Raw genomic sequence first — 26,206 nt, 5'->3', positions numbered from 1 at the left:
CCCGCACAGATCCGTACGGGCGCTACTAACGCATACGGCTCCTACCTCGGATGTCTGGCGTCAAAGCGCGTGTGGGGAAAAGGGTGAATTATGCAGGGCCGGGGCAACCAGCAGTCAAAACGGCGCTGCAGTCGGTTCCAGTGAGGTTTCCCGGTTCTCGTGCATGAAGTTTCCTAGCGTGCCAGGGGTCTTCGACTACGCAAGGCCCATGACATGCTCGCGCTACCGCATGCCCTGGCATTGCCTTGCCCACCAGTGCCTCTGTTTACGCTTCGCGCCTCGCCTCGCGACGATACGTGCAAAACTCGAGGTCAGGATGGTTCGCTACTCCTTTCCTGTAAGACTCTTTCATTCTCGACTTCATGCCGGTTTATCCCGGCGCTCGTGGCGTCCCCATTTTCTAGCACTGATCGATTACGAGATCGGGGGAAGGTATCTCAACAGCGAATCCAAGCCGATTGACAGTGCACCGGACAATGTCATACAAAGAGCAGCCATGGCCACGATACTGAACGTAACGCAGATCAAAGAAGCGCTGGCACGGCTCGATCCGGCCGGCACGATTGTAAAAGAGATCGAAGAGGGCTTCGTCGCCTATTCGCAGGGGAAGGTCGTCGTTCCCCCTGTTGGCGAGTTGGTCTTCGACCGGCCCCGCGGCGACATGCACATCAAGTATGGCTACATCAAAGACGACGATTATTTTGTCATTAAGGCGGTCTCGGGCTTTTACGAAAACGCGCGGCTGGGATTGCCGGTCTGCTCCGGACTGATGCTTCTTTTCAGCCAGAAGACCGGAGAACTCATGTGCGTCCTGCTTGACGAGGGACTGCTCACCCACGTGCGCACAGCAGCCGCAGGCGCGGTTGCGGCAAAATACTTCGCGCCGCGGAACGTCCGCTGCGCCGGCATCTTCGGCGCCGGCATTCAGGGGCGCCTCCAGCTCGAATACCTGCGCTACGTGCGTGAATTCAAGGATGCCATCGTCTGGGGCATCAATCAGGAAGAACTGGATCGATACCGGGCCGACATGGAAGCCAGGGGCTTCCGCGTGCGCACGACGTTCGATGCCGAGGAAATCGCGTCGGCCTGCAATGTCATCATCACCGCCACTCCCTCCCAAACCCCGCTGCTCACGGCGGGGCAGGTACGAAAAGGTACCCACATCACGGCTATGGGCTCAGACACTGCGGAGAAGCAGGAGCTGGATGCAGAGATCCTCCGGAAAGCCGACCGGCTTGTCGTCGACAGCATCAGCCAGTCGCTTCTGCGCGGGGAAGCCGCCCGCGCCTTGCAGGCGGGCGTGATCCGCAGAGAGAACATGATGGAGCTGGGCACCGCGATCGCCGATCCCCGGTGCCATCGCCAGTCTGAAGACGAGATCACCGTCGTGGACCTGACGGGAGTCGCAGTTCAGGACATCCAGATATGTAAAGCCGTCTGGCGGGTGGCCGCCGAAAAGTACGGTCATGTTTGACCTGCCGGCCAATCGAGCCGGCTGCTTCACTTCACCGAACCGTCGCGTATCTCTCCGCTCTAGCTCAATCCGACGGGAGGCTGGCGCAGATCGAGGCAGCCCGCGAGCGACCAGGTATAAGGCGGGAATTCCCTGTTCGCTGGAGATCCCTGTGGATGTGAAGAACCTGATGATCAAAGCCGTGGTCTACGACATGCAGGGCGACAGGGTGGGCAGCAAGCACACCCGGGTGGAGAGATTCCGGCGCCCGTAAGCTTGAAGATCAGTTGCCCTGCGGCAATAACGCCGGAATGTTGCTCCGGACCGTCAATAGCGACTGCCTCGTGGTCTCTCCAAAAAATCCTCGAGCCCTGGAGTCTTTGAGTCCTGGCGGTCATGCACTCCCAGCACCGCTCCTGTGGGACTCTTTCATTCTCGACTTCATGCCGGTTTATCCGGGCGCTCGGACGTCCCCGATTTTTCGAGCCAGGTGGCGGGTATTCTGGTGCCGGATATTCTTGCGGACGCCCGGAGTATATTTTAAAATCGAATTCTAATTTTGGTACACCAGGGCGCCGGGATCTCGGACGCTCGAGGGCCAGCGATGTCGAGATTTCTGCAGGCGATGATGACGGTCGCGCTTGCCAGCAGCATAGCCGCGACGAGGGCGGAAGCCCAAGTTGCCGCGAAAAAACCCCAGGCCGCCGACCCTGCGGCATCCACCCGTCAAGCTCTGAGCTTGGCAGACAGAGGCCGCTGCACGGAGGCCCTGCCGGTTTTGAAGCGCAACACGCAAGGCCTGCCGGACAAGCAGCTTCGCTACCTCGCCGCATTTGCCACCGTTCGCTGCGGCATGAGTGTGAACGACACCGCAGCTGTCGTGACGGCTCTGTCGCTGTTGCAGCGCGATTTCCCTGACGATCCGGAAGTGCTCTACACCGCCGCCCGCATCTTCTCCCAGCTTGCCGATCGAAACGCTCATGATCTGGCCACACGGTTCCCCAAATCGCCGCAGGTTGGCAAGCTCAACGCGGAGGCGCTTGAATCGAAGCAGATGTGGAAGGAGGCGATTGAGGCCTATCGCAATATCCTGGCGCAGGATCCCAAGGTCCCGGGCATCCACTACCGTATTGCTACGATTCTGCTCGATATATCATCCACCGCGGAGGCGGCTGCGGAAGCGAAGAAGGAACTGGAGGCGGAGCTTCAAATCAATCCTGACAACGCATCGGCCGTTTTCGTGCTGGGTGAGGTAGCACGCCGGGCGGGCTCTTGGGACGAAGCTATCCGGCTTTTCACGCGCGCCGCGCAATTGGATGTCGGGTTTATGGAGGCTTACTTCTCGCTCGGCATGTCGCTTAATGCGGCGGGCAAATACGCGGATGCGATCGCGCCGCTGGAGCGCTATGCCAAGGGCGTGCCGGACGACCCGGCGGGACATTATCAGCTTGCCATCGCATTCTCCCGCACCGGCAACAAGGCGGCCGCGGATCGCGAACTACAGCTTCAACGGGAAGCACTCGCAAAAAAAAGGTTGGCGTGCGCCGACCCACGAACGCACCAGCGCCCTGGTGAACTCCGTAATGGAGGCGTCGATCTCAATGCTCCCCTGGTCTAGATCGCGCCGCCGTTTCCTGACCCGGCTCGGCCAGGCTGGGTTGTTTGCCGTGTTGCCGCGCGGCATACGCGACATCTTCTCTGCGCCACAGGCGCCGCCGGTGTTCGAAGAGATTGCTCCCAACGTAAGCGGTATCCACTGGAGACACGTCGCAGGGCTTACTCCCGAAATGTACGTGCCCGAATCGCTCGGCGCCGGCTGCGCATGGATCGACTATGACAACGACGGCTGGATGGACATCTACCTGATCAACAGCGGCAAGTGCGACTTCTTTGATCCGCCCCGGCCGCTCCGCAACGCGCTCTATCACAACAACCGCGACGGCACGTTCACCGATGTAACCGAACGCGCGGGCGCCTTCGGCACTGCCTATGGAATGGGCGTCGCGGTCGGGGATTACGACGGCGACGGATTCCCCGATCTTTACGTCACGCAGTACCCGCGCAACGTCCTCTATCACAACAACGGGGATGGCACTTTCACCGACGTGACGGAGAAGGCCGGCGTAGCCGCGCCGGGCTGGTCCACCAGCGCCGTCTGGTTCGACTACGACAACGACGGCCGCCTCGACCTGTTCGTCTGCGAGTTCCTGGAATTCAGCAAGGCGAAAAACATTTACTGCGGCACCCCGGCCCTGCGCGCCTACTGCATGCCGACTGCGTATCCAGGATTACCATGTCGGCTGTTCCACAACAACGGCGACGGCACCTTTACCGACGTCACCCGCGAAGTGGGTCTCCTCAAAGAGGCCAAGGCCTGGGGGGTCGTGGCGGCTGACATCAACAACGATGGCTGGATGGACCTGCTCGTTTCCAACGACAAACTCCCCGCTTTCCTCTTCGCCAACCGCAAGGGCAAATTCGAAGACATAGGCCCCCTCAGCGGCGTCGCTTACAATGTCATGGGCGTGGCCCGCTCCACCATGTGCGTGGACGCCGCCGACTTCGACCAGGACGGCTGGATCGACCTCTTCACCACCACCATAGACCACGAGATGTACTCGCTCTATCGGAATCTGAAGAATGAGATTTTTGACGACCTTTCGATACCCAGCGGCATCGGTGCCGCCACCATGCGCATGAGCGGAATGGGGAGCCGCCTCTTTGACTACGACAACGACGGCGACATCGACCTGATTTTGTGCAACGCTCACGTGGACACGGTCGTGCAGCAGCGCATCCCCGATGTGAAGTATAACGAGCCGATGCTGCTCTTCCGCAATTCCGGGGGGCGCTGGCAAAACGTCAGCGCGCAGAGCGGGCCCATCTTTGCCAAAGACATTGGCGCACGCGGGCTGGCGCTCGGCGATTTCGACAACAACGGCTCGGTGGATCTGCTGATTTCGACCAACGACGGTCCGCCGATCCTGCTGCGGAACAACGCCGGCCGGCAAAACCACTGGCTCGGTGTCAGACTCAGGGGCCGCAAGGCCAATCCCGACGCCATCGGTGCGAAGATCACCTATCAGTCGGGAGACTTCCAGCGCCACCGCTGGCTCGTCGGCCGCGGCGGCTTTCTCTCGGCACACGACCCGCGCGTCGTGCTGGGCTTGGGCCCGCGCACCAAGATGGATTGGATCGAAGTAAAATGGCCCCCGCCTTCAGACAAGGTCGAGCGCTTCGTCAATCCGCCCATCGATCGCTATGTCACAATCGTCGAAGGAGAGGGCAAATGGGTGTAACCAGATATTGTTGCGAGACAAGTGTCCAAAGTCGTGGTGACGATTGTAGGGGCGACCGGCCGGTCGCCCGATCACACGAGGTCCATGAGGTTCATTCGAATGGTTTGCTCTCTTGTTTCCCCCACGACGGGCGACCGGCCGGTCGCCCCTACGGGAGCTTGTTGCGGCTGCGACCAACCAAACTCATCCCTGCGCGCCTGGCGCTGATCACGGCCGTGGTGTGGTTTTCCCTGGCCGGCCTGGCCGACCCGATATTTGCCCAGCGCGGCGGCAAATCCGGACAGAGCAACTCGGCGGCAGAAGCCGAGATGCAAAAGGGAATTGCATTTACCCGCAGCGGAAAGTTCAGTGAAGCCATCCCGCACTTTCTGGCCGCGCAAGGACAGGTTAGCGATGCCTTCGCACTCAGCTTCAACCTGGCGCTCTGTTACGTGGGTACCGGGCAATACCCGCCGGCCATTGCATTGCTCAACGAACTGCGACAAAACGGCGGCAGCAACGCCAACGTCGAGAATCTGCTGGCGCAGTCGTTGATCGGCAACCGGCAGCCGGAGGAGGCGTTCGCTGCTTTCCAACGCGCGGCCCGCCTGGCGCCTGATAACGAGAAGTTCTATCTCTACATCATCGAGTCGTGCATGAACGGCGGCTATTACGACATGGGCCTCAAAGTGGTGGAGGCGGGGTTGAAGCGCCTGCCGCGCTCCGCGTCCCTGGTGTTCGAGCACGGCATTCTGCTCGCCCGGCTGGATTTTATCGACGAGGCCATGAAGGAACTCCAGAAGGTAAGCCAACTGGCGCCGGGGAGTGATGTCGCTTACATCGCCGCGGCTCAGAAGTGCATTTTCGAGAGCAACGTGGAGGAAGCCGTACGCATAGCCCGCGAGGGCATCGGCAAAGGGAAACAGCACTTCATGCTGCTGGCACTCTATGGCGAGGCGGTGATCCTCTCCGGGATCGAAGTCCGCAGTCCGGAATTCGCCGATGCCCGCTCCGCTCTGGAGCAGTCCGTCGCGCTGAGCCCCACCTATGTCAGCGCGCGGATGTCTCTCGGCAAGCTGTATTTGATGGAGGGCCGCATCGACGATGCCATCGTGCACCTGAATGTGGCCCGGGAGCTGGATCCGAAAAACTCCGCGGTCTATTCCAACCTGGCAGCAGCCTACCGCCGGCGAGGTGACACAGCGCGGGCCGAAGAGATGCTCGCTATCCTGGACAAGCTAAACAAAGAAGAAATAGAGAGAATCCGAAATGCGCCCGGCGACCGCAAGGCCGGCTATATGGCGAATCCTGTCATAAAGAAGAAATAGCGGGCATCCGGACGGCGCCAACTAAAGAAGTTGGGGCGTAAGCGGGGAGGCCCCAAGCACCGGCATTGAATAGCCGCGGGCGTCAGCTCGGAGGCTGGAGTCTGGACATATGCACGAGGGTTAGGCCCGAAGGACCGCCAGCGAAGAGGCCCGACCGTGAGGTCGGGATACAAGATCACGAGAGCAATGAGCGCCGAGGGGAGGGCACTATATCAGAATGGAAAAGAGGCCTTTCAGTGCGATCTGGCTCTTATGAGGGGGACTAACAATGGTTCAACTTCGACGCGTTTGCACCTGCCTTGCGGTTTTGGGTTTGATGCTACCGGGGCTTGCGGCCACGGCGGCCGAGCTTTCCAATCGGGCATTCCAGATCCAGTATGACGGCTCCGGGATCCGGAGCCTGAAGCGCACGAACGACATCCACGACACCGAATACATCGGCGCCAACGGCGCGCTCGGCAGCGTGGTAATCCGCTACCGGTCGGCACCCAACGGCTTCTGGCGCGAACTGCGCGAACTGCTCGGACCAGAGCCGCAGGCGGGCGCGCAGGCGGTTGCATACCGGGTCGGCACGCTGCTGCCGACGCTGGCCGCCAAGAGCACCGCGAGCGCGGCCGTAGGTGCCGGGGGACTGCGGGCGCTGAATGATGGCCAGGTTCCCGCCTCCGGTGGTCGCGGCGGCGGTCCCGGAGGCCGCGGCGGCGGTCCCGGCGCACCCGGCGGCGCAACCCAGGTCCCGATGTTCACCTGGTCCGGCGCGCGCGGCCAGACCCAATGGGTGCAGTACACGTTCCCCACGGAAGAGGAGGTCTCCCGGGCCGAGGTGTTCTGGGTGGCTGAGGCGAATGCCGTCACCCTGCCCCAGTCGTGGCGTCTGCTCTATCGTGACGGCCGGGAGTGGAAGGAAGTCCGTAGCCGCGCTCCTTATGCGCCGGCCCCGAATGCCTTCACCGTCGTCGAGTTTGACCCGGTCAAAACGTCGTTGATGCGGATAGAAGTTACGCTGGCGCCGAACGCCGCCGCTGGCGTCGCCGAGTGGCGCGTCGGGCCCGCGCAGATCCCGGTGCCGCCCGCCGATTTGAAGGTGAACCAGACGTTCAGACTCGACGGCGAAGTCCTGGACTGGACCCTCACGCTGGCCAATGACGGCAGCAGGGCGCTCGAAATCGGCGACCTGGCGGTGCCGTTTAACTTTGCCGAACGCACAGGCGCCCGCGGCGACATCTATACGCGTAAGCTCCTGCGCCACTCGTTGGTCGCCGGGCACGGCTCCTGGATCTACTGGCAGCGCAGCGGCGGCGACGGCCCGTATCTCATCATGACTCCCATGGGCCGAACAGGGTTCGAGTATTTCGACAACTCGGGCGGAGCCTTTACGCCTTACATCCACGCGCAGGCGGCAGCGGCGGCGGCCATCGCCGGTGGCGGCAACTGGCGCCTGCCGGTAACAAACCTGAAGCTCGCGCCTGAGGGCGCACCGGGTGCTGCAGTCACTTACTCATTCCGCTTTCAGTGGGCCAAAGATTTCGCCGCCGTACGCGACGTGCTGTTCAAAGAGAACAAATTCGACACCGTGATCGTCCCGGGGATGACGATCCCGATTGATCTGCCCGCCATGATTTCGCTGCGCACCAACAACCGGATCGACGCCGTCGAGGCCGAGCATCCTGCCGGCACCAAAGTCGAGTTCGTCGGCGATAAGGGGAACGGCGTCAAGGTCTACCGGGTGCAGTTTGCGAAACTGGGCGAGAACATGCTCAAGATCAAATACGGCGGGCTGTGGACCTCGCTCGAGTTCTTCGTTACGGAACCGCTCGAAACTGTGATCCGGAAACGGGCCTCGTTTCTGGTCACGCACCATCAGCACCAGGATCCGCAGAAGTGGTACTACGGCGTCTTCGCCGAATGGGATCAGAAAAACGAGATCCTGCGCAGCCCCGAAGATCGTGACGGCCTCTCCACCTGGCTGACCGACGCCGACGACGATGCCGGCAACGCGCGGCCCGCTTACGTTGCATCGAAGAACGTCTTCTTCCCCAACCAGGCGGAAATCGACAGCCTGGAGCTCTACATCAGCAAGTACCTGTGGGGCGGGATGCAGATGACGGAGAAGGAGAAATATCCGTACGGCATTTACGGCATTCCGAACTTCAAGGTCAATCGCGAAAGCACGGATGAAGGCCGTAACGGCCAGGCTCATCTCTGGCGTATCTATGACTACCCCCACATCATCATGCTTTACTACCGCATGTTCCACATTGCCAGGTTCTATCCCGAAAAGGTCAAGTACCTCAACGCCGAGCAATACCTGGAGCGCGCCTATCGCACCGCGGTCGCCTACTGGACGGTTCCGAACGAGATCGAGAAGTGGTCGGCCAACGAGGTCGGAACGATGAACGAAGCCTTTATCCCCGAGTTGATCCGTACGCTCGAGGAGGAAGGCAAAAAGGAATGGGCCGATACGCTGCGCGGCTATTGGGAAAGCAAAGTCGAGCGTTTCGTCAACAAAACGCCGAACCTCTACGGTTCGGAGTTTGCGTTTGATTCCACCGGTTTCGAATCGACCGGCGCATTCGCGAAGTACGCGCTGAACCGCGTCCTTAAGCCGGGCGCGACGGCCGAGCCCAATCTGCCGGAGGCCGACCTGCGCCGCAGCGTCACCTACGACGCCGCGCTGAAATTCATGAATTTCCAGCTGCTGCTGAACATGTGCGATCGCGGCTGGCTTGAGACTACCTATTATCAGCTTGGGAGCGATTACCGCGGCTCGCTGTCCTACCTGCTTAGCTACATGTCCCAGCTGGGAGGGTGGTCGATCCTGGACTATGGCCTGAATTTCGCCACCGATCCCACCGACTACCTGCGGCTCGGCTATGCCTCTTCGCTCAGCTCGTGGGCGCTGGTCAACTCCGGCACCGCCGAGAGCGGCTACGGCTACTGGAATCCGAGCAAAGAAAACGACGGGGCTACCGGCGGCGGCTTCGTTCCGGAGGCGATGGGGCGCGGTTGGATCGGCAAACAAATGGCGCGCGGCGCCTGGTACTACAGCGCCGAAGAGGACGTGGGCTACTGCGGCGCGTTGCGCACTCACGCCACGATCGTGGCGCGGGATCCGGCTTTCGGCGAAATCGCTTATGGCGGCCTGCTGACGCGCCAGGGCGCTTCCGTCCGGGTGATTCCGCGTGACGGGCTGCGCGTACGATTTCACGTGATCCGCGATCAGGAGCGGCTTCACATGGAGCTCGATCACGACGGCTACGCCAAAGAGCAGCCGATCGTCGTCGATGACGGCCTCGGCAGGATCCAGTTCACGCTCGAAAACCGCACCGGGCGCGCCCATGAAACCGGTTTGAGGATCGCCGGCCTGCCGGCAGGCGAGTACGCGGTCGCCGTCGGCGGACGCACAACCGCAACCGTGCGCGGCGGCTCAGCGCAGGAAACCAGGGTTGCTCTGCCGGTCGGCGCGGTCGCCGCCGTTCCGGTATCAATCACGCGCACGTCTCGTTAAGATCGGTACCTTTTAAAAGTTGTTCGGCCCGCCGATCTGTTTGTTGTCGGACGTGCAGCAACTCGAGATGAAATCCACGTCGGCCGAGACGGGATGATTTTTCATGATATTCTTGTAATCCTATGAGCCACGGGCCACGGTATTATGCCGCCTGCTGTCAGACCGATTTTGCGAGCCCGGCTTCGCGACGGGAAATTCCCGCGCGGGTGGACCGGATGCTTGAGCTGATCGACTCCGCCGTGATCGGCTATGAGCCCTTTTTTCCCGTGCGCCTCGTGGTTTTTCCGGAGTTCGCCCACACTCCACCGGTCTACAACACGGTCCGCGAGCTGGAGGAGCATCTTGCGGTTCCCGTGCCTAACGAGCACACGCACCGGTACTCACTGCGCGCCCGCCACCATGGGATCTACATCCAGACCGGCACTTTTCTGGAAAAAGACGAGAATTACCCGGGTGTCGTCTTCAACACCACATGCCTGGTGGGGCCCGATGGTGTTCTTGCGCGATATCGGAAAACCCACCCGTGGATCCCATGGGAGGTTCATGCCAGCCCGCACGACATCCCCGGCTACAGCGAAGACCCTTTTCCCGTGGTCGACACCGAGTTGGGGAGGCTGGGGGCAGCGATCTGTTATGACTGGCTATTCCCCGAGGCCATTCGCCAGCTGGCTCTCAAGGGCGCGGAGGTGCTGATCCGGGTTTCTGCCTACATGGACCCATGGGGAACAGCGGCTCCCCTGGACTGGTGGACACTGGTGAATCGTTGCCGGGCGCTCGAGAACATCGCTTATGTGGTGGCGGTCAACCAGGGGGCGCGCCTTGCCAACTACCCGCCGTTCAGCTGGCCCGGCGGGAGCATGGTGGTGGACTTTGACGGGCGAATTCTCGCCCAGGCCGAACCCGGTCCGGGCGAGAGGATAGTTGTGGCGCCAGTGGATATCGATGCCCTGCGCGGAGAGCGCGCCCGCCGTCGCGGGCATCACATGCTTTCTCACCTGCGCACCGAGCTCTACTCCGGGTATTCCCGTCCGATCTATCCCCGGGGGGCCGAAGCGCTCCCGCACACCATCGAGGAAAACAACCGGCTGATTGAGAAGGCGAAGGCCGGGGGGCCGCCTCTGCCGCCGCGCCGGGAGTGAATCGCGCCTGCCGCGAGCGCGCGGAGTCCCGAATGAATTCGCCCGCTCCATTCGAGTTTGGCAGGACGCGCCTGGAATCACTTTGCTTGAACGCGCGGGAATGGACGGTCCACCAGCCCCACGCCTTCCTTGACCGCGATGATCTGGTCGCTTTTCAGTTTTTCGAGCTTCGAGATCATCCCACTGGGCCAAACGATTTCGACCGCGTCAACCTGTGCATGCTCTCCCAATCCGAAGTGCAGGCGTGGGTCCTGGGCCGACTGGTAACTCATGCCGCCTTTCCTCTGATCATACACCGCGAGATCTCCGGCAGTGACTTTCACACGAGCGCCCACGCCATCGCGGTTTGATTTGGCTCCGATGAGGAAAATCTCCAGCCAGTGATTTGTGTTGCCGCCATCGTTGCGCAGGAGCTGGGGCTTTCCGCCGCAGCTGCTGACGAGAATGTCCAGGTCGCCGTCATTGTCGAAATCACCCGTTGCGCAACCGCGGCTCACGTGCGGCTTCTGCATGTCCGGCCCCAGCCGATCGCTGACGTTCTCAAACTTGCCGCGGCCTACGTTGCGGAACATCTGCTTGGGCTCCGCGTAGGTCGTATTCGGGTGGTAGAGTTGAATGTTGTCCATCACGTGACCGTTGGCGACGAACAGATCGCATGCGCCGTCGTTGTCGTAGTCAAGGAAGCGGGTGCCGAATCCGCTCACCAGGTAGGTGTCATAGCCCAATTTGGAGGACAACGTGGCATCTGTGAAGCTCTCATCGCCCATATTCCGGTAGAAGCGGTTGAGCTGCATGTCAAGATGGGTGATGTAGATGTCCAGCCTGCCGGTATTGGTGGTGTCGGCTGCATCCACCCCCATGCCTGCTTCCATCTGGCCATCGCCGCTCACTGCCGTCCCGGCAGGGTAGCCGACTTCGCGAAACGTGCCGTCGCCCTTGTTTTGAAAAAGGTGGTTGGGCTGAGCGTCATTGGAGATGAATACGTCCTGCCAGCCGTCGTTGTTGTAGTCAAAGGTCACCACGCCCAGGCCGTTCGCCGCCTTCGGACCGATTCCCGAGGACTGGCTCGCGTCGGCGAACGTGCCGTCCCCGTTATTGTGGTACAGCGCGGCCGGCTGGCCGTGGAACACATTGGGATGACAGTAGGCGCGCATGCCGGGGCCCTGATCGCCGCAGTAGAAGTTGCGCTCGGGCGTCCAGTCGACATAGTTCGCGATGATCAGATCGAGGCGGCCGTCGTTGTCGTAATCGAACCAGGCTGCGCTCGAGGCCCAGAGGCCGCGGTTTTGGACTTTGGCGCGCGCGGTGACGTCGGTAAACGTGCGATTGCCGTTGTTGTGATATAGGATGCAGCGGTCGTAACCGAGAACAAACAGGTCGGGGAAGCCGTCATTGTCGTAATCGCCGACGGCCACGCCCATGCCGAACAATCCGTCAGCTCCAACGCCGGCGGATTGGGTCACATCGGTGAAAGTTCCATCGCCGTTATTGCGATAGAGCGCGCTGCGCAGCGGCTGTTTCGGGGTGTAAACCTTGGTGGCTGCGCCGTTGACCAGGTAGAGGTCCATCAACCCGTCCTGGTCATAGTCGATCCACGCACAGCCGGCGCCCATGCTTTCAATCAAATACTTTTCGGGTGTCCAGGCGTTGTCGTGCACGAAGTTGATACCGGCAGTAGGCGCGATGTCGGTGAAAGTCACCACGGCGGGTGGAAGGGCCCCGCTCAAAAGCATGGCAGCACAGGTAGTTACCAGAAGGCCGACCCAGACTCGCCGCAAAATGTTGGACATACTGCTCACTGATAGCGCCTCACAACTCAGCTCAAGCTCGCTGATTCTAAGCGCCGAGGACCAACGGAACAAGGGAAAAGGATTTTCAGTCTGCCGCAAGGGCCCAAGGGCATACAAAAATATTTATTTAGGATTCGCAAGAAATGTCTTGACGTTATCATCCAGCGCTCGTATGCTCCCTGCTAAAAGCTGCGTAAGCAGGACATTTTGTATGCAGGTGCTTGTATCAACACCCCCAGGCATCGTGGCGGTCGGTTCTCCCGATCACTATCAGTCATCTTACGTTCTTTGGGGTCCCTGGCATTCACTCCATCATACTCGTCACGTTGCTTTCTGCTGAAAGGAGGCTCTAATGTCGCGCTGGTTTTTCGAAAGGAGTCTGTTCTGTATCACGATTGGGCTTATCGTTTTGGCTCTAACGGCGCCCGTGTGGGGACAGGAAACCCGCGGGCGAATCAATATCACCGTGCTTGACCCACAGGAGAAGGTGGTGCCGAATGCCGTGCTGGAGCTCGTCGATCTGGCGACGAACGAAATCCGTAATGCCGTGACCACGAGCGCAGGCACCTACACTTTTCCCAACCTGTCGGTTGGCAAGTACAAGCTGACGATTTCCAGCAAAGGTTTCCGGAATACAGTGTACGACGAGGTGACCGTCGCGGCGACCAAGGCCACCGATATCCTGGCGGCTTTGCAGGTCGGTGCGCCGACTGAGGTGATCACCGTCGAGGCCGCAACGCCGGTTGTGGAGACGACGGCCGTGGCCATTGGCTCGACCATTGATGTCAAAAACATCGGCTCCTTGCCTCTCCAGGGCCGCGACATTGGCCAGTTTACACGCTATGTTCCCGGGTATACGGGCACGTGGAATGGTCTGCCGACGGCCGCCCAGGGCAACAACATAGATGGCGTCATCAGCAGCACGAGCCGCATGAAGTTCGGCGGCAATTCCCAGCCGAGCGTCAGCGTCCGGCTGGAGAACATCGAGGAGATGACGGTGCAGACCGCCCAGCTCGACGAAAACCAGGGCTTCGGCGCGGCCGCCATGCAAGTCAACTATACAACCAAACGCGGGACCAACACGTGGCACGGCAGCTTCTTCGAGGATCTCCGCAACGATTGGCTGAACGCCAACACCTGGTCCGGCAATGCCCGCGGCGTCCCCAGGGCGAGGATCAAGCTGAACGATTTTGGCGGCAACGTCGGTGGTCCGGTCTTCAAGGACAAGCTGTTCTTCTTTTTCAGCCTCGCCACCTCGCGGCAGCCGGGCACTTCGACCCGAGGCGCCACTGTCCTGAATCCGGCCGGGCAGGCAGGAAATTATACCTACGTCGGTTCGGACGGGCAGAGCCATACCGTCAACGTGCTTCAATTAGCCAAAGCCTATGACCCCACGCTTTCGAACACCACGAACAGTGTGATAGCCGCTCAGCTGGCACTCATCAACAGTGCCATCGTCGGGGCGACAAGCACCCCCAACACCGACCTGCTCACGAATGCGATCAACTGGCAAACGCCGAATCCAGACATACGCTGGTTCCCGACGTTCCGCGTGGATTACTCCCCCGTTTCAAAATGGCGCTTCAGCGTGACCGCGAACCAGACCAAGAGGTCACAACCGACTTCCGGAGCTCCCCTTTTCCCGGGACAGGAGTTTACTGACAGGGCTGGTGGTTTTAAATCCAATAACATCTCCGGTTCGCTGGGGATTGACTGGACGGCAACGAATACGATGCTCAATGCCTTCCGGTTAGGCTACCTGTATCCGTATGCCCAGAATGGCTTTACCACCTACGATTGGGGTGCACATCCCTTAGACGTGACTTGGCCGTTGGTCACTTCGCCGATGACATATAGTTATCCGATCCCCACGTATTATCCCGTCTGGACCCTTGCCGATACGCTCAACTGGCAGAAGGGAAAGCACGCGCTCAGTTTTGGGTTCTCGGCTTATCGTGAGCAGGATAAATATTGGAATGGAGCGGAGCCTACGTGGCAGAACGTCGGGATGGATGTCGGAGATCCCGCTGTCAATGCCTTGACCAATGCGGGCAGCTACCAGCCATTGCCTTTTTCGAATACGAACCAACAGGGCACTGCGCGCAGCCTGTATGCGCTGCTGACCGGGCGCGTCTCCTACATGACGGGGATGTACAAGTACGACAAGAAAAGCGCTCAATACATCCAGAAGCCGTTGGGGCACTTCGATCTGAACGAACTCGCCAAGGCAGGGGGGATATTCATCCAGGACGCCTGGCACATGCTGCCGAATCTGACCATTAACGCCGGCTTCCGCTGGGATTTCACCGCGGCGAGCACAGACCTGAATGGATTGTATCACAGCGCCACCTTGTCCTCGATCTGGGGGCCTTCCGGCGTCGGCAATCTTTTCAAGCCCGGCACTCTCACCGGCAACATGAATCCGACGATCGATGAGATTGCGAATCCTTATAACAGCTGGTACGTCACGCCGCAGCCGTCATTGGGGATCGCCTGGAGCCCGAAGTTCGGGAACAGTTTCCTGAAAAAGATTTTCGGTGAGGGCAACACCGTAATCCGCACGAGCTTCTCGTATCGCAACTATACGGTACCGTACCAGTATTTCTGGAACAATGCGACCGATTACGGCTCGTTCTACTACCAATTCTATACGGCGACGGCACGGAACAGCACCGCGCCGGGAAGTTTTGCCCCGGGCAGTCTCTTCCTTGGGCAACCCTTCCCATCGTTTTCGTACGATCCGCCGTCCTATCAAAAGTCCATTCCCGCGGGAAATTTCACGTTCAACAACAGTTCCCAGGGGAACGGCATCAACGGGATGGATTACAACATCCGTCAGCCGTACACGATGAGCTGGACTTTTGGCATTCAGCAAAGGCTGGGTAAATCGCGTGCCCTTGAAGTCCGCTACAACGGAAACCGCGTCGTGCACCAGTGGCTGTCGTTAAACGTTAACGAGGTCAATGTGTTCGAGAACGGGTTCCTCCAGGATTTCAAGAACGCCCAGAAAAACCTGGCCATCAACGCCGCCAACGGCACTATCTCGTTCGCCAACCTCAATCCTGCTGGCGGCACGGTGGCTCTGCCGATCCTGACGGCGGCTTTCACGGGAGACCGGAACGGTTCGCAGACGAGCAGCGAGTTCAGGCGCGCTTCCTTCATCACAACCCTGAACACCGGCTCTGTCGGCGGGATGGCAAATGTGCTCACCACCTACGGCACGGTCCCGTACTTCTGCAACCTGGTGGGGTCCTCCTTCGCTCCCTGCGCCCGCATGGGATATACGGGGGCGGGTGCAGGCTACCCGATCAATTTCTTCCAGGCCAATCCGTACGGGTCGGGGATCCCGGTCACGGTGATGACGGATCCGGGCTATTCCAATTACAACGCCATGCAGGTTGATTTCCGCCAGCAGTACTGGCACGGCCTGCAGTTCAATGCCAATTACACCTGGAGCCACGGTCTGGGCGTAGACCCGGGGGGGACCGCTGGGGGGAACGACTGGACTGGCGCCTACACCACATATACCCTGCGTAATCTCCGGGAGAGCTATGGGCCAACAATAGACATTCGCCATGTCTTCAACATCTCCGGGTACGTGGACTTGCCCTTCGGGTCCGGGAAGATGTTCTTCAATGGAAAAGGCCCGCTTGACAGGGTCATCGGCGGCTGGAACGTCGGCACGATTATGACGTACCGGAGCGGATCCCCCGGCCGCATCACTGGCGGCTACACCACGTTCAACAACCTTGCCGATGGCGGCCTGAACCTCAACGGAATCACCAGGGAGGACCTCCAGAATGCCGTCGGAGTGTTTAAAACCAGCGCCAACTTTGTCCAGATGATCGATCCCAAGTACCGGACCGTAGGTGTCGGCGCCAATACGCAGTACATTACAGCCAACACCACGCCCGGCACATACGTCGGCGCGTTTTATATCTATGGCCCCGGCTCGTTCGAATGCGACATGAGCCTCAATAAGGCAGTTGCGATCACCGAACGGTCGCGGCTTACGTTCCAGGCGCAGTTCCTGAACGCTTTCAATCACCCGATCTTCCGAAACCCACCCAGCGGCGGCGTTCGTGGCAGCGGCTGGGCGACTACCACCGGCGCATCGAACGGTCCGCGGGTGATCGAATTCCGCCTGGCGATTTCGTTCTAGATCCGCCTCATCTTTGGTATGTAGTGCTGGGCCAGGTCCTCCGGGGACTTGGCCCAGTTTTTTTGCACAGGTGCGACCGCGCCTCCCGCGCGCTACTCCATCGGCAAGCTTGCAGGCTACCTGCCCAGGTATGTTTTTGCGCGAAAAGGAGTTTGAACCTCAAAGACTCCAAGGCTCAGAGAAACTCAATTTTGAGATCTTTGAGCCTTGGAGCCTTCGAGGTTTACTTTGTTTTATCGCCTTGAATCTTAAAAGCGGGTCCACCGGGCGGCGGAGAGTTCTTGGGAGCAGCGGGTGATTTCTCCTTCGTTCTGCAGGTGAACGCCATGGGCACAGGTATGCTTATGAGTTTTCATCGAATCCATCTGGTTTCGATGAACGAAACGCCCAGGCGCGGCAGTTCAAATTCCAGCGGCAGCTGCCCGCTCTTCAGCTCGATGGTTCTGGGCGCTTCAAAAAGCTCCAGCTGTCCGGCCTTTTTAAATTCAGCGAGTTGTTCCGGAGTCGGTGCTTTGGGGCTGCCGGCCTGCAGCCACCGGGTGTATGCGTTGCTGTGGGTTTCGTCGATCCGGTAATGCGTGACTCGGGCACGCTTGATGGAAGCATCCGGCGCACGAACCGACATCCGTATGGCCGCCGCGGGAGCAACCGCGACATCGTCGTGATAGTTCCAGAGAATGATCTGCGCAGCATCGGCGGATGCCGTGGCCAAGCCGTCGATGTCCGGTTGCCCGATGACTTTCTCCGCGATGATCTTATCCACGCCCAACGCGCCGCTGCTGGCCAGCCGGATACGCTTCCCCTTGAGCATTCCCAGCGTTTTAAACACATTGAGCACCGGCTTGTGGATGCCGTTGGTTGCCAGCGTGCGGAACCCCTCGAAATAGTCTCTCCCCTCGAACATAAAGGCCCACGTCAGGATGCCTTTCACGTTCACGCCTGTTCGCTCGGCCAGGTCGAGGGTGTGTTTCATCATCGCTGCCTCGTAAGCCGCATAGGCGCTGCCGTTGCGGTAGCCATTGGCAGGCTGAACGGTCGAGGATTGAGCGGCCAGGCCCTCCGGATCGCATTCGCCGATGATGATCGGCGTGTTTTTGTATTCCGGGAATCCGGCCACGATCTCGAAACCGGCCTTGTTGTTGGCCAGGTTGCCCGCGAGGTTCGTGCGCGCATGGCCATTCACAAAGGAAGTGGAGCCTTTGGAGTGGAATCCCACGTAATCCAGGCGCGTGCCGGTTTTCCCCGTGGCAGAATTCACGCCGCTGCGGCAGTGCTCGAGGAAATCACGCAGCCAGGCTGCCGGCCTGCGATAGGAAGGGCTGGTCGTGTGCGGCCCGCCCAAAATGGCCTTCGGCAGCACCCCGTGGAGCGCATTCTCGGTATAGTCGAACAACTTGCAGTATTCGTCGAACGTCCCCTGCCAATAGAAAATATCCGGCTCATTCCACAACTCCCAGAGCCATGTGGCCTCCGCCCCGCGGTAACGAGCAGCGCTGTGGCGCGCCCACTCGCGGATCAGGCCTGCCCATTTTTGATAATCGTTGGGCGGGAAGGCCCAGCCGGCCCATTGATTCGGTGGATATACGTGTTGATAAGGATCAGGTTTGACGGACAGCGCCTTGGGCATGAAACCGATTTCGACGAGCGGCCTCACACCCGAGTTCACGATCGAATCGAAAATGCCGTCCATGATCTTCCAGTCATAGACAGGAGTCCCGGCAACATCTTCTGTGTAGGCGTTCGTCGAACCCCACTTGAGCGCGGGGACGCCATTGCCGGTGTTAAGCAGAAAATGCGAGCGGATGTACACGGGATCCGGCTGCGAGGCGCCCAACGATTTCATCAGAGCGCGCGCATTCGGCGCCGTGGCGTAGTTGCACTCGTCGAAACCGAAGAAAGGCCAGACCTGCCGCAACGGCGCGCCGGGTTGCGAAGCGTCGACAGTGATGGTTACGACATCCTGGTTGCCTTGCCCCGGCACCGCCGTCTCCAGGATGGCCGCGCACAACAACAGCCAGCCGGCTGCGAGTCTCTTCATCATCTTCCTCCTGAGATACCTGTCATCGTCCGCCTGCATCCGCGCGCATCTGCGGTGCCATCTTTGAGCGTGCTAATCGAACGACCACATAGGGCGTTTCCTTGTTGAAATCGGGATAGATCCTCCCGTTGCCCTGGTTATCCATCACCTCGATCAGATACATGAAATCCCACTTTGAGGAGAGGCTCTCGGCGGGCACAACGGCCTGATATTGCCCCCTTCTGCCGGCAGGCAGCATCGGCAGGGTCCGATAGTCTTCCTGCTGATTGACGTTGCGGTAGCGCAAGCGGACCCATTTCACCCCGGAAGGGTCTTGCACCTGTGCGACGATGGCAAGAGGCTTGCCTGCCGGAGCGCTCGTGACCGGCCGATGAATCACGAGCGGCGGTTCGACGTCGCCGCCCGTGATCACCGCAACAGGCTGTGATCCAGCAGCCGGGAAGCTCGATTGTTTGCCGGTTTCGTCCGATGCTTCGATGAAATACTCGAGTCGGCTCGTGCGCGCCGGGACGGCAATCGCAGCGGTGTAAAACCACGGTCCGGCCGGCTTCATGTCGACATAGCGGTACTCACCGGGCGCGAAGCGATAGGCCGCGCGCACCTTTGCGATCGGATTCGGTCCGCTGACCGTTGCGCGCACTGCAAATTCTTCCCCCGGTTGCAGGCGGCGTACCGGCGCATGCGCGATCTGAAGATTCGTGGTCGTGCCGGCGGGACGAAATTCCTGCCGCCGGCGCTCCAAGGCACTGAGACCCTTTTCAAGAGCGGCGAGTTCATCTCTCCAATGGCCGCACAAGCCCGAACTGCGCAGGCCCATCATCAGGTCATCGGCGTAGACGTCGCCGGCAGCAGCCACGAGTCCTCTCCAGGCCTCGACGGCATTGCGCTCCTGAGCGATGGCGTCATCAAGCGCACCGACATCTTTTGTCCGCTCGAAGAGACGGTAGCTGACAGCAGCAGGGATTCTGCGGGCATGGTACAGAGCAAGACCAGCCAGAATCTTCAGGTCAATGATGGTGGAGTTAAATTCTTTGTTCCGATGGCTGCCGATGCGTTTTTCGGCTTCGGCGACATCGGTGTCGATCTCCCTGGCCGCCTGAGCAAACCAACGGCTGGTTTCGGGCGGCCGCGTCTTGGCCGTGTCATTGCCGGCGATCAGGTTCTGTGCCTCCTCGTCGAAGGAGGCGAACTGCTGAATGTCACTTCCCTGCGCCATGGCGTAAAAAGGGAGATCCCCGATCCGCTCTTTTTCGACCCAGCCGCGGGTCATCGGGAAATAGCTGTAAGGAATACAGGACGCGACGATGCGCGGCAGAACCCAGCTCGCCTGATGCAATCCCTTCTCCAGGTAGGGCGCGGCTTCTTTGCCGATGCGCCTTTCAAATTCACGCTGCCACACCTCCGCGGGTGTGCCGGGACTGTAGCCGATGCGGCCGAAGACCTGAAGGAAATGCCAATAGCGCTCGAACTCATAATCGTAGTAGCGGTATTGTGGCTTAAGCAATTCAAACGGCTTCATATCATGCGGCTGCGCTTCCATTTTCGTGGTGAGCGGCTCGTTTACTTCGAAACCATCACCATCGTAGAGGTGCGTGCTGCCGACGAATCGGCGCACATACTCCGGATCGCCCCACAGCAACACGCGTGCCGTGCCGCCGGGCCAGAGCCGCCAGTGAAGCTGGTACTTTTGCGGATAGCGCAACAAGTCGGCGTAGCTGTGCCGGCGGTTGGATTGGTCCTCCGTGTTGATGTGCGTGGGATGGAACGGCATTCCCATCTGTTCCATCCAATACTTGGTGGTGATACGGAACGTAACGCCGATATCGAGGCCCGCTTCGATCACGGAATCCGGCAGCCCCTTGGCGCGCAGATCCAGCCGCAGCTTCGGGGCGTTCTCTTTCATCATCCGGAAAACGCTCCGCCAGAACTCCAGCTGCTCTTGCGGCTTGAGGCCGGATTCGTCGTGCATCCGAAACTGGATCGCATCGAGATCCGGCACGGCACGGATGAACTTTGCGAGTGCAGCTTTGGTGTAGGGGATGAGGTTGTCTCCGGTCACACCCCACACCAGGCCGGGTGTGGGTCTCCGGGTTGCTTCGTCTGCGCCGGCCAGGCCGCCGCCCTGAACGCCGCCGCGGTAGATGTGGTCCCAGATCCCTACGGTGAAATCCACTCCGCGATCATGCGCCATCTGGATGAGGCGGTTTAACGCGGCCAGGTTGCGCTGCTGCTGTTCGCGGGTGATGCCGACCATGCGCACATCCGGAAACTCCTCCACATCGAAAAAATACGGATAGCAGGGAGCGAGAAATCCTCCGTTCTCATAACCGAAGATTACCACCAGCGAGTCAAAGCGGTTCTGCGCCAGCATATCCAGATAACGTGCCCAGTAAGCCTCGTCGTAGAACCGGCTCTCCCAATAGGCCCGATTCATCGTGTAAATGGAAAGGGCGCGTTGCGGCGCGTCCGGCTTTTCGCTCGTGTCGCGCACCTCGCTGAAAGGCATTTTGCGGTCGCTGCTCCACCCGATGCGATCGGCAACATCCAGCTCGGCATACATCAGGCCGCGAGCATCGGCTCCGGTGATCAACAGGACGGATTTGCCTTTCCAGGGGATGCGCCGGATCATGAGCGCTTCCGCTCCCTGCGGTTTCGGCAGACCGGCGGTTTTCAGCAATTGCGCTGCAGGGCCCTCGCCATCGCCAAGTCCGACGACAACCAGCGTGTTTCCACGAGCGGTTTCCAGGGCTGTCACTTTCTCGCACGCGATGCTTCCTGCACGCAAGGCGGCCATCATTTTTTCCAGACCATGGATCGCCGGCGCTGCTGGCGCGCGGTCTGCCACAATGGATACCAGGGGCTCTTCTGCAATCGTGGGACCGGGCGCACCAGTTCCCAGGGCCAGCACTGCAACCGAGTAAAGAAGCCCTCTCCCGATCTTCCTCATTGCTCTCATGCTTCTTCTCCGCCGGCTGTCGCAAGGCAGCCTACCTGAAGCCTTTGCCATCCGTGGAACCATGTGCTCTGATAGGTCAACGGTAGGTCCGCTCGCCTGCCTGAAGTAACGATGTTTGATGAAGATCATTATCGCCATTCCAGAACCGTGCACAACTGGAAGATGATATAATCCTGCTCGTTTTGACGGCACGGGCCGCAAGTTACGGACCGCGAATCAAAGCCAGCTCAGACGGCAACGCGCGATCCCGACCAATTGCGCGGCGTGTAGCTTGGAGCTCAACCGCAGCGGGCGTGGACCTACCTTCTGGGTTTATGGGCCGGAGCTGCGGCGGCTTATTCGATATAGGTTTTGCCGGATTGACGCCCAAGCCCATCCCCCGGCACCCGTTCAGTGAGATGCAACCGCTCAAGGCAATCGTGCGCCGAAGGCGCCTTGCAGTGCAGCGGCATGCCGCTGCCTGGAGTCCATACATTCAAGACGGAGCGGAAACCCCAAGACGGAGCGGAGGCCCCAAGACGGAGCGGAGGCCCCAAGATGGAGCGGAGGCCCCAAGATGGAGCGGAAACCCCAAGATGGAGCGGAAACCCCAAGATGGAGCGGAGGCCCCAAGATGGAGCGGAAACCCCAAGATGGAGCGGAAACCCCAAGACGGAGCGGAGGCCCCAAGATGGAGCGGAAACCCCAAGATGGAGCGGAGGCCCCAAGATGGAGCGGAGGCCCCAAGATGGAGCGGAAACCCCAAGATGGAGCGGAAACCCCAAGATGGAGCGGAAACCCCAAGACGGAGCGGAGGCCCAAAGGGCCGGCAGTTCGTAGGCCCGGCCGTAAGGCCGGGATACGCGTATGGCTGAAGAATCGAGCGCCGAAGGCGCGGCACTCAATCAAAATGGTGGTGTACAGATGGATGTGAGCGGCTGTTAGCCTGTATGAGCCTGACCTGCTTGAAGCGAGCAACGGAACCCACATAGGCATAAAGACGATGGCTTCATTGCGGATCGATGAGGCATTTCCTCCACTTGGTACTCCAAACGATATGGAGATTTACGCAGAGATATTTCCCGGCCATACCCTATCCAACTGGATGGCACGCAAACTGGTCAGGAAGATCTCTGCGGGAGGTGTCGCGCCTTCGGCGCTCATTCAGGACGTGCTCACTGTCTCCCGGCCTGACGGCCGGGCCTACGCAATGGCGGCCCTTCGGGCGTCACCCCCTGAATAGATTAACTCCAATGCGGCGGTATGCCGCCGCATTGCAAGAAGGGAGTAGAACGATGAAGCTATTCATGAGGATTTGCGCTGCCGGCATGCTGGCGGCCATCCCGGCCCTCGCAGTGGCTCAGACCGCACCCGGCACGATCGAAAAGGGCAGTTTCCGCTTCGCCTACGACGAGCGCGGCATTTCGGGCCTTGCCAATCCGCACGATCCGTTTGGCGCGATGCTCATGCCGTCCGCGGCGCCCGGCGGACGGGGCCAGGGAGGAGCCACGGGTCGCGGCGGCGGCGCCGCCACGCTTGGGCTGAGCCTGAGCTATCGAGCGGGCAACGGCGAATGGACCACTCTGACGACGCGCGGGCCGAAGTGGACAGCCTCGCCTGAAACCGGTGTTGTCACCTATGCCAACGACTCCAGCAACGTGCCGCTCAAGGTCGCCGAAACCTACAGGACCGACGGGAATGTGCTCGACTGGACGATCGACGTGGAGTCGACAGGCAAGACGGCCGTGCAGATCGGTGACCTGGGCATCAACATCCCGGTCGTCGGGCCGTCGGGCGAAAATCCGATCCAGATCTTCGAGCGGGGATTTCTCCGCCACCAGTTTATCTCGGGCCATGGATCGTTCTTTTACTTCGTGCGCGCCTCAGGTGCCCCGCCTTTTCTGCTGGTGACCGTCCGGCCCGGCACAAAGCTCGAGTACACAGGTGGAGGCGGCGGCCGCGGCGGCGCGCAGGTCTATGTTCACTCGAGCCGGACCGGCGGCGCCGAGACGCGCGGCACCTGGCGCCAGGCGCACACCGCCCTCGACCTTGCCGCTGCGGGCCGGCCGGGCAGCAAGGCCTCTTACGGCTTCCGCATGCAATGGGCCGACAGTTACGAAGAATTGCGCGAGATGATTTATCAGGCCGGGCTTTTCGACATCCGCGTGGTGCCGGGCATGACGATTCCCGATAACCTCACGGCGCGCTTCTCGCTTCACACCAAGGCCAAGATCGACACCATCCAGTCGGAGTTCCCCGACCAGACGACCCTCAAGGCCCTTGGCGAGCCCAGGCCCGGCCACCATGTCTACGAAGTGGCATTCAAGAAGCTCGGCGAGAACATGCTGACCATAAAACACGACGGCGGGCGCCAAACCTACCTCGAGTTCTTCGTCACCGAGCCGATGGAAACGCTGATCAAGAAACGCGCCGCGTTCATCGTCGACAAGCAGCAGATCAAGGACCCGGCGAAGTGGTGGAACGGGGTCTACGGGCCGTACGACATGAAGGCGAAGGTTACGCGGACGATCGACGATCCGGACATCTTCCTGGACCGCATGATTTATGCGCTGACGTGCGACGACCCGGGCCTGAGCAAGGCGCCTTACATCGCGTCAAAAAACGTCACTTATCCAAACCTGAAGGAGATCGAATCGCTGGAGTACTATCTGAAGAACTTCGTCTGGGGCGGCCTGCAGCGGCGCGACGACGAGCGGCCGTATCCATATGGCGTCTACGGCACACCGAACTGGTACATCAACCGCGACCCGGCGCGGCGCAAAGCCTATGCCGAGAAGCTGGCATCCGGCGCGACGGCACTGCGCGATCTCGATAAGGAACACGTGTGGCGCTCCTACGATTACCCGCACGTGATCATGCTCTACTTCCATATGTACCAGATCGCCAAGATGTACCCCGAGATGTCGAAGTACCTCGATGCCGCGGGTTACCTCAACCGCGCCTGGGAGACAGCCCGTGCTTTCTACACCTATCCTTACGAGATCTACCCGTCGTATTACGAGACTTATAAATGGGGGCTCTACAACGAGCTCATCGTGCTTGATCTGATCGACGCGCTGGATCAGGAAGGCTTCCCGGAGCAGGCGGTCTGGCTGCGCAACGAGTGGGAGAAAAAGGTCAAGTACTTCGTCTATGACGATCTCTATCCGTTCCGCTCCGAGTACGCCTTCGACCGCACGGCGTTCGAGTCGACGTACGCGTTTGCCAAGTACGGCGCGACGCACGACATGCAGCCCGACAAGAACCTGTGGTTCGACCTGAAGCTCAAGAAGTGGTATTCGCACCCCTTGGTGCGGCGTGAGGACTCGCGCGTCTTCATGGATCGGCAGCTGGCGTCGGGCCTCGTGGTGCGCGGCTGGCTCAACCCGGCTTTCTATACGCTCGGCGCCGACGGTGGCGTCAGCTACATGGCCGCCATGGGCGGCTGGGGCGTACTCGACTATGCGCTCAACTTCGCCGCGCAACCGTTCGACTGGCTGCAGCTCGGCTATGCCTCCTACCTGAGCTCGTGGTGCCTGATGAACACCGGCCGGCCTGACACAAACTACGGCTTCTGGTATCCCGGCCCGGAGAACGACGGCGCGTCGGGCTGGCAGTTCATGTCCTCCAAAGTGGGCAGCGCGTGGATGGGCTCGAGCTATCCCGGCGGCGTGATCGTGCCGCGCGGCCCGTGGCGCTACGACGGCGAGATCGATCTGGGTTACGGCGGCGCGCTGCGCATGGCCTCGACCATCGTCACGCGTGACCCGGTCTTCGGCTGGTTCGCCTATGGCGGCATGATGACGGAGCAGGGCAACGAACTGTCGATCAATCCGCGCGACGGCTTGCGGCGGCGCCTGGATGTCGTCATCCCCGACATGTACCTCCCCTTCCCGGACGACATCCGGAGGGTCAAGCTGGAGCTGGAACGCGACGGCTTTGCAGCTGATGGCCCGATCACGATGGACAAGGCGCTTCAAAAGATCGCATTCACGATCGAGAACCGCACCGCCAACGCACACAAGACCGGCGTGCGGCTGTCGATCCCCGCCCAATCCAGGTACGAGTTGCTCCAGGAGGGCAAAGCGGTGCCCGTCGTCCAGACGGGCAACTGGGATTATCCGTGGCGCGCCGAGCTGGCAATCAGCGGACCAACCTCGAAAATCGATTTGCAGCGCGCCGACCGTCGATAAGTGAATACGGTGTCAGGCAAGAATGGCACTCAAATGAGAGTAACCAAAATCACCTGGCAGTGCCGCCAAATCAAGGGTCTTAAGCCCTGAAAGGGCGTGATAAACGTGGACTTGGACCTAAACCTGGACGTAGACGTGGACCTTTTGAGCGGAGACAAACTCTTGCACGCCCAACCTTTATCAGGCTACGGGTCGCTTCTTATCGCTTGCTGCGCAGCAGAGCGTCAAGGTCCACGTCAAAGTCCAAGTCCAAGCCCAAGCCCAGGTCGGGAAAGTGGGTTAAGTTAGCGCTTAAGGGCGTAAGCCCTGGGATTATGGACATCCAAAAGACTAGCCCTGAAGGGGCGACGCAGCTGCGCCGCCCTTTCAGGGCTGATTTTCT

At 60.3% G+C, this 26,206-nt stretch carries 11 protein-coding genes; 8 read left to right on the top strand and 3 right to left on the bottom strand.

What is annotated here, in order from left to right:
- Window positions 1-496 precede the first annotated feature (496 nt).
- The 6 genes from LAP85_23845 to LAP85_23820 all read left to right on the top strand — a co-directional run bounded on the left by LAP85_23845 (window position 497) and on the right by LAP85_23820 (window position 10,706).
- On the top strand, window positions 497-1,474 hold the full coding sequence (locus LAP85_23845) for an ornithine cyclodeaminase family protein (GenBank protein MBZ5499443.1): 978 nt from the start codon (window positions 497-499) through the stop codon (window positions 1,472-1,474).
- 583 nt (window positions 1,475-2,057) lie between these two features.
- Window positions 2,058-3,071 (top strand): tetratricopeptide repeat protein, encoded by a 1,014-nt coding sequence (locus LAP85_23840; protein ID MBZ5499442.1) that lies wholly within the window; start codon window positions 2,058-2,060, stop codon window positions 3,069-3,071.
- Window positions 3,055-4,752, top strand: a complete 1,698-nt coding sequence (locus LAP85_23835) for a CRTAC1 family protein (protein MBZ5499441.1) — start codon at window positions 3,055-3,057, stop codon at window positions 4,750-4,752. Before LAP85_23840 ends, LAP85_23835 begins: the two co-directional genes overlap by 17 nt.
- A gap of 161 nt (window positions 4,753-4,913) precedes the next feature.
- Window positions 4,914-6,059: a tetratricopeptide repeat protein gene (locus LAP85_23830; protein MBZ5499440.1), complete on the top strand. Its 1,146-nt coding sequence runs from the start codon at window positions 4,914-4,916 to the stop codon at window positions 6,057-6,059.
- A gap of 268 nt (window positions 6,060-6,327) precedes the next feature.
- Entirely contained in the window at window positions 6,328-9,567 is a 3,240-nt protein-coding gene (locus tag LAP85_23825; GenBank protein ID MBZ5499439.1) for a hypothetical protein, read from the top strand.
- Between the two features lie 122 nt (window positions 9,568-9,689).
- Window positions 9,690-10,706 (top strand): nitrilase, encoded by a 1,017-nt coding sequence (locus tag LAP85_23820; protein MBZ5499438.1) that lies wholly within the window; start codon window positions 9,690-9,692, stop codon window positions 10,704-10,706.
- Window positions 10,707-10,783: 77 nt separating this feature from the next.
- Here the strand turns inward: LAP85_23820 and LAP85_23815 are convergent, their stop codons facing one another.
- Window positions 10,784-12,496, bottom strand: coding sequence for a CRTAC1 family protein (locus LAP85_23815; GenBank protein MBZ5499437.1), 1,713 nt, complete (start codon window positions 12,494-12,496; stop codon window positions 10,784-10,786).
- 352 nt (window positions 12,497-12,848) lie between these two features.
- Between LAP85_23815 and LAP85_23810 the strand changes: the two genes are divergently transcribed.
- A complete protein-coding gene (locus tag LAP85_23810) occupies window positions 12,849-16,658 on the top strand; it encodes a carboxypeptidase-like regulatory domain-containing protein (GenBank protein ID MBZ5499436.1) in 3,810 nt (1,269 codons plus the stop codon).
- Window positions 16,659-17,010: 352 nt separating this feature from the next.
- Here LAP85_23810 and LAP85_23805 read toward each other — a convergent pair whose 3' ends face one another.
- On the bottom strand, window positions 17,011-18,699 hold the full coding sequence (locus LAP85_23805) for a beta-xylosidase (protein MBZ5499435.1): 1,689 nt from the start codon (window positions 18,697-18,699) through the stop codon (window positions 17,011-17,013).
- A gap of 19 nt (window positions 18,700-18,718) precedes the next feature.
- The gene (locus LAP85_23800) at window positions 18,719-21,652 is read right to left on the bottom strand and encodes a hypothetical protein (protein MBZ5499434.1); all 2,934 of its coding nucleotides are present in this window, start codon (window positions 21,650-21,652) and stop codon (window positions 18,719-18,721) included.
- Between the two features lie 1,274 nt (window positions 21,653-22,926).
- Here LAP85_23800 and LAP85_23795 point away from each other — a divergent pair.
- Window positions 22,927-25,824 carry a hypothetical protein gene (locus LAP85_23795; GenBank protein MBZ5499433.1) on the top strand — a complete coding sequence of 966 codons (2,898 nt, stop codon included), beginning with the start codon at window positions 22,927-22,929 and terminating at the stop codon, window positions 25,822-25,824.
- The last annotated feature ends 382 nt before the right edge of the window (window positions 25,825-26,206 follow it).

It is taken from the genome of Terriglobia bacterium (assembly GCA_020072565.1).
Classification (GTDB): Bacteria; Acidobacteriota; UBA6911; order UBA6911; family UBA6911; genus JAFNAG01.
The sequence above is the reverse complement of the archived record's forward strand: the minus strand, read 5'-3'. Positions and strand labels throughout refer to the sequence as shown.

Excerpts from the sequence above, each read along its gene's own strand:
- LAP85_23845 (MBZ5499443.1), top strand. The coding sequence starts at position 497 with ATGGCCACGATACTGAACGTAACGCAGATCAAAGAAGCGCTGGCACGG.
- LAP85_23840 (MBZ5499442.1), top strand. The coding sequence starts at position 2,058 with ATGTCGAGATTTCTGCAGGCGATGATGACGGTCGCGCTTGCCAGCAGC.
- LAP85_23835 (MBZ5499441.1), top strand. The coding sequence starts at position 3,055 with ATGCTCCCCTGGTCTAGATCGCGCCGCCGTTTCCTGACCCGGCTCGGC.
- LAP85_23825 (MBZ5499439.1), top strand. The coding sequence starts at position 6,328 with ATGGTTCAACTTCGACGCGTTTGCACCTGCCTTGCGGTTTTGGGTTTG.
- LAP85_23820 (MBZ5499438.1), top strand. The coding sequence starts at position 9,690 with ATGAGCCACGGGCCACGGTATTATGCCGCCTGCTGTCAGACCGATTTT.
- LAP85_23815 (MBZ5499437.1), bottom strand. The coding sequence starts at position 12,496 with ATGTCCAACATTTTGCGGCGAGTCTGGGTCGGCCTTCTGGTAACTACC.
- LAP85_23810 (MBZ5499436.1), top strand. The coding sequence starts at position 12,849 with ATGTCGCGCTGGTTTTTCGAAAGGAGTCTGTTCTGTATCACGATTGGG.
- LAP85_23805 (MBZ5499435.1), bottom strand. The coding sequence starts at position 18,699 with ATGATGAAGAGACTCGCAGCCGGCTGGCTGTTGTTGTGCGCGGCCATC.
- LAP85_23800 (MBZ5499434.1), bottom strand. The coding sequence starts at position 21,652 with ATGAGAGCAATGAGGAAGATCGGGAGAGGGCTTCTTTACTCGGTTGCA.
- LAP85_23795 (MBZ5499433.1), top strand. The coding sequence starts at position 22,927 with ATGAAGCTATTCATGAGGATTTGCGCTGCCGGCATGCTGGCGGCCATC.